1 protein-coding gene is annotated in these 6,249 nt (G+C 68.3%); it reads left to right on the top strand.

What is annotated here, in order from left to right; all coding sequences use genetic code 11:
* A partial coding sequence (locus tag AC1DWT_RS48950; RefSeq protein WP_477926033.1) for an amino acid adenylation domain-containing protein occupies positions 1-6,249 on the top strand: 6,249 nt, incomplete at both ends.

The raw sequence follows: 6,249 nt of genomic DNA on the forward strand, positions 1-6,249 counted from the left end.
ACCACGAGGTGTCGCATGCGTTCTGCACGCCGGCGGCGTTGGCGTCGCTGGATCACCGTGGTCTGGACCATCTGCGGACTGTGGTGGTGGCGGGTGATGTGTGTCCGCCGGAGTTGGTGGCGCGGTGGGCGCCGGGCCGGGTGATGGTCAATGCGTACGGTCCGAGTGAGACGACGATCATGTCGTCGGCGACGGGTCCGCTGGTGCCCGGACAGGCGGTGAGTGTCGGGTCACCGACCGTGGGTGTCGATCTCGTCGTCCTCGATGAGCGGTTGCGTCCGGTCCCGGTCGGGGTGCGCGGTGAGCTGTATGTCCTCGGCTCCAGCTTGGCTCGGGGGTATGTGCGCCGGGCGGGGTTGACGGCGGGACGGTTTGTGGCGTCGCCGTTCGGTGTGGGTGGCCGGATGTATCGCACGGGTGATGTGGTCCGTTGGGTGGCCTCGCAGGGCGGGTCTTGGGTTCTGGAGTTTTTGGGCCGTAGTGATTTTCAGGTGAAGGTCCGGGGGTTCCGGATCGAGTTGGGTGAGATCGATGCGGTGTTGGCGTCGCATCCGGTGGTGGAGTTCGCGCACACGGTCGGCTATGACGACGGGAGCGGAAATACTCGCTTGGTGTCGTATGTGCTGCCGGCGCCGGCAGCGGACATCGAAACCCGGGTGTTGTCGGAGTTCGTCGGGGAGCGTCTTCCCGGGTACATGGTGCCGTCGTCGATCGTGGTGTTGGATTCGCTGCCGTTGACCCCGGCGGGCAAACTGGACCGCAACGCCCTGCCTGCACCGGTATTCGCCGCACGCTCGGCCGACATCGTGCGCCCGAGAACGGTCACCGAGGAGATCCTTCTCGGAATCTTCCGCGGCGTCCTCGGTCTGCCCGAACTGAGCGTCGACACCAGCTTCTTCGACCTCGGCGGCAACTCGCTGACGGCCACCCAGGTCGTGTCCCGGGTGAACGCCGCCCTTGGTGTGCGGATCGGGGTCCGGGACCTCTTCCAGTCGCCGTCGGTGGCGCAACTGGCGGCCTCGGTGGTGGGCGCCGCGCCGCAATCCGACCCGCGGCCGGTGCTGGAGGCGCGGGAACGACCCGACCGCGTGCCCCTGTCCGTTGCGCAGCAACGAATGTGGTTCCTCAACCAGTTCGACACCTCCTCGGCCGCCTACAACCTGCCGATTTCCCTGAGGCTTACCGGCGCACTCGACCGCGACGCCCTGCGCAGGGCGCTCGACGACGTCCAGGAACGGCACGAGGCGCTCCGCACCGTCTACCCCGACAGCGCGGACGGACCCCATCAGCTGATCACCCCCGCCGTGAGCGTGCTACCCGCAGACGGCCCGGCCGACGTCGCCACCGAGTCGCTCACCGCCGCGGTGACGGCCCTCGGCGGCGCAGGATTCGACCTCACCACCGATACGCCGATGCGCGCCGGGCTGTTCCGCGAGGCGCCGGACCGGCACGTCCTCGTCCTCGTCGTCCACCACATCGCCGCCGACGGCTGGTCGATGACACCACTGGCCGCCGACGTGATGCTCGCGTACGCTGCGCGCGTCGCCGGTCACGCGCCCACCTGGGCGCCCCTGCCGGTGCAGTACGCCGACTACAGCCTGTGGCAGCGTGAGCTGCTGGGGTCGGAGGACGACCCGAACAGCCTGTCCGCCAAGCAGATCTCCTACTGGCGGTCGGCGCTCGCCGGAGTGCCGCAGGTGATCGAACTGCCCACCGACCGGACCCGGCCCGCCGACATGTCGCACCGCGGTGGCCGCGTCGAGTTCACGATCCCCGCTGACGTCCACCGGCGTCTCCTCGATCTGGCGCAGAGCACCGGCACCACCTCGTTCATGGTGACGCACGCCGCGCTGGCCGTGCTGCTGCGCCGCCTGGGTGCCGGGTCCGACATCGTGATCGGCACCCCCGTCGCCGGTCGCGGCGAGGAAGCGCTCGACCATCTCGTCGGCATGTTCGTCAACACCCTCGTACTCCGGACCGCCGTCGAACCCGCCGACACGTTCGGGGACGTGCTGGCCCGGGTGCGCGACGCCGACCTCGCCGCGTTCCAGCACGGCGACGTCCCCTTCGAGCGCCTCGTGGAGGTGCTCAGTCCCGCCCGGTCGTCCGCGCATCATCCGCTGTTCCAGGTGATGCTCACGTTCCAGAACACCGCGAACACCCGGGTGGAACTCGACGGGCTCGAGGTCGAGGCCGCCGAGATCGACGTCCAGGTGGCGAAGTTCGACCTGCAACTCACCGTCGTCGAGCAGTTCGACTCCGCCGGCGACGCCGCAGGTCTGGCCGTGCAACTGTCCTACGCGACAGATCTGTTCGACCACACCACGGCCGAGTCGATCGGCGAACGATTCGCCCGGCTCCTCGACGCGGTCGCAGGCAACCCGCCGGTCGCCGTCGGCGACCTCGACCTCCTCGCGGCGGGGGAACGCGCCGCCCTCACCGCGGCCAACGCAACGCACCGTCCGGTGCTGGCGGACACCCTGGTGTCGCTGTTCGCAGCCCAGGCCGCCGCCACCCCGGATGCCGTGGCGCTGGTGTTCGACGATCGGCGGCTGACCTACGCCGAGTTCGACGAGCAGACCGACCGACTCGCCCGCCACCTGATCCGGAACGGGGTGGGACCGGAGTCCGTCGTCGCGGTCGGGATGCGGCGCTCGATCGACCTGCTCGTCGCCGTCTACGCGATCGTGAAGGCAGGCGCAGCGTATCTGCCGATCGATCCCGACCATCCGGTCGAGCGCACCGCGTACGTGCTCGACACCGCACAGCCGGTCTGTGTGCTGACACGCGCCGCCGACGACACGACGTTCTCCACCGCGGCACTCGTGGAGTACATCGACACCCTCGACCTCCCCGAGGAGGACTCGGAACCGGTCGCCCCCGCGCTCACCGCGGCGAACACGGCGTACGTGATCTTCACGTCCGGCTCGACGGGTCGTCCGAAGGGGGTCGCGGTCACGCACGGCGCGATCGTGAACCGGCTGCTGTGGATGCAGCACGAATACGCCCTGACCAGCTCGGATATCGTTCTGCAGAAGACCCCGGTGACGTTCGACGTGTCGGTGTGGGAGCTGTTCTGGCCGCTGCAGGTCGGGGCGTCCCTGGTGATCGCCGCACCSGACGGGCAYCGCGATCCCGATTACCTCGCCACCCTCATCCGCCGGCACCGCGTCACCACCACGCATTTCGTGCCGTCGATGCTGTCGGTGTTCACTGCTGAACCKGCTGTGGTGCAGTGTGATTCGTTGCGGTTGGTGTTCTGTTCGGGGGAGGCGCTGACGCCGGAGCAGGTGTCGCGGTTCCGGGCGGTCAGTGGTGCGGGTCTGCACAATCTGTACGGGCCGACGGAGGCTGCCGTCGACGTGACGTACTGGGAGACCGGTGCGTCGGACACATTCTCTGTCCCGATCGGTCGTCCGGTGTGGAACACCCAGTTGCATGTGCTCGATGCCCGGTTGCATCCGGTGCCGAACGGGGTGGCGGGGGAGCTGTATCTGGCGGGTGACCAGTTGGCGCGGGGGTACCTCGGCCGCGTCGATCTCACCGCGGATCGGTTCGTGGCGAACCCGTTCGCCGCGGGTGGGCGGATGTATCGGACGGGGGATCTGGTGCGTCGCCGGGCCGACGGGGCGTTGGAGTATCTGGGTCGTACGGATTTCCAGGTGAAGTTGCGGGGGCAGCGGATCGAGTTGGGTGAGATCGAGGCGGCCCTGGAGACGCATCCGGATGTGGTGCAGGCGGTTGTGGTGGTGCACCGGGACGAACGCGGCGAGGAAGCCCTCGTCGCCTACACGGTCGGTGCCGCGAACACCGAGGCGGCGGATCTCCGAGACCACGTTGCCCGGGTGCTGCCGTCGTACATGATTCCGGCGCAGGTCGTGCACCTGGACACGCTGCCGCTGTCGGTGAACGGAAAACTCGACCGTAAGGCCCTGCCCGCACCGAATCTCGACACCGCGACCGCTGAATACGTGGCACCGCGGACCCCCGCCGAGGTGGTTGTCTCCGACGTGTTCGCCGAGATCCTGGGTGTCGAGCGGGTCGGCATCCACGACCACTTCTTCGACCTCGGCGGCAACTCCCTCGTCGCCACCCGCCTGGTATCGCGACTGCGCAACGCACTCGGCGTCCCGGTGTCGCTGCGCGATGTCTTCGATGCGCCGACCGTCGGCGGGCTCGCACAGAGACTCGACGGGGCCGACCCTGCGGCGCACCTCGCGCCTCCCGCACTGACTCCGCGGAAGCGGCCCGAGCAGGTGCCGTTGTCGCCAGCCCAGCAACGCGTGTGGTTCCTCAACCAGTTCGACACCGCGAGTCCGGTCTACAATCTGCCTCTCGCCGTGCGGTTCTCGGGTGACCTCGACATCACGGCACTGAGTCGCGCGCTCCGCGACGTACTGCACCGGCACGAATCGCTGCGCACCGTGTTCCCCGCCTCGGACGCCGGCCCCTGGCAGCGCATCCGCGACGTCCACGACGCCGACCTCGACCTCACCGTCGCCGAGGTGACGGAGGCCGACCTCCCCGCCGCGATCCGGGGRTTCGCCCTCGCCGGCTTCGATGTCACCACCGAGATTCCGGTACGCGCTCAACTGCTGCGCGTGCGGAACGACGAACACGTGCTCGTCCTGGTGGTGCACCACATTGCCGCCGACGGATGGTCGTTTGCGCCGCTGTCCCGCGACCTGATGCTCGCGTACGCCGCGCACAGCGGCGGCCACGAACTGCAGTGGACGCCGCTGCCCGTGCAGTACGCCGACTACACACTCTGGCAGCGCGAACTCCTCGGCGACGAGGACGACCCGGACTCGCGGGCCGCCCGCCAACTCGCGTATTGGGGAACCGCGCTGGCCGGGCTGCGGGACAGCCTCGACCTGCCCACCGACAGGCCGCGACCCACCGTCGCGTCGAAGCACGGCGCCACCCTGTCGTGGGAGATTTCCGCCGAACTGCACGAACGCCTGCTAAACCTGGCCCGCACACAGAACGCCACCCTGTTCATGGTCGCGCACTCCGCACTGTCGGTACTGCTCAGCCGGCTCAGCGCGACCACCGACATCGCCATCGGCACGCCCGTCGCCGGCCGCGGCGACCGCGACCTCGACGACCTGGTCGGCATGTTCGTCAACACCCTCGTGCTCCGCGCACAACTGGACCCGGCTTCGTCGTTCACCGAACTACTGCAGCAGGTCCGAGACGTGGACCTCTCCGCGTTCGCGCACACGGATGTGCCGTTCGAACGTCTGGTGGAGCACCTGAACCCCACCCGCACGGCAGCACACCACCCGCTGTTCCAGGTGGCGCTGTTCTTCCAGAACCACGCCCCCACGCACCTCGAACTCCCCGGCCTGTCGGTGTCGAGTCAACCGATCCTTCCCGACGTCGCCGCGTTCGACCTGCAACTCGTCCTCACCGACACCCACGCCGCCGACGGGCGACCCGGCCCCATCGCCGCCGAATTCAACTACGCCACCGACCTGTTCGACGAGAGCACGGTCCGCTCGTTCGGTGCACAGTTCGTCCGGATCCTCGAGGCCGTCACAGTTGCACCGCAGACGCCGGTCGGCGACATCGCGATCGCGGACCCCGCCACACGCATCCGAGAACTGTCCGGATGGAACGCCACCGACCACGACGTCCCCCTCACCACACTGCCGGATCTGTTCGACGCGCAGGTGGCGCGGACTCCCGAAGCCCCGGCACTGGTTTTCGAGGGCGTCTCCCTCACCTATGCGGAATTCGATGCTCGGGTGAATCAGCTTGCCCGGTATCTGATCTGGTGTGGTGTGGGGCCGGAGTCGAGGGTCGCGTTGGCGATGCGGCGCTCGCTGGACCTGGTGGTGGGAATGTACGCGGTGGTGAAGGCGGGCGGTGCCTACGTGCCCGTCGACCCCGACCATCCCGTCGACCGCATCGGGTACGTGCTGGAGTCTGCCAGGCCGGTACGCGTTCTGACCAGTACCACGGATCACAGTGCAGTTCCCTCCGACGTCGACGTGATCACGATCGATGACCTGGACCTGACCGACTACTCCGGCACGCGCATCACCGACGCCGAACGATTGCATCCCTTGCGCGCGGACAATACCGCCTACGTCATCTACACCTCCGGATCGACCGGTAAGCCGAAGGGTGTGGCGGTTGCGCATGCGGCGATTGTGAACCAATTGCTGTGGATGCAGTCGGAGTACGCGTTGACCGGTCGGGATGTGTTGTTGCAGAAGACGGCGACGACGTTCGACGTGTCGG

Source organism: Rhodococcus sp. P4_B6 (assembly GCF_056402215.1).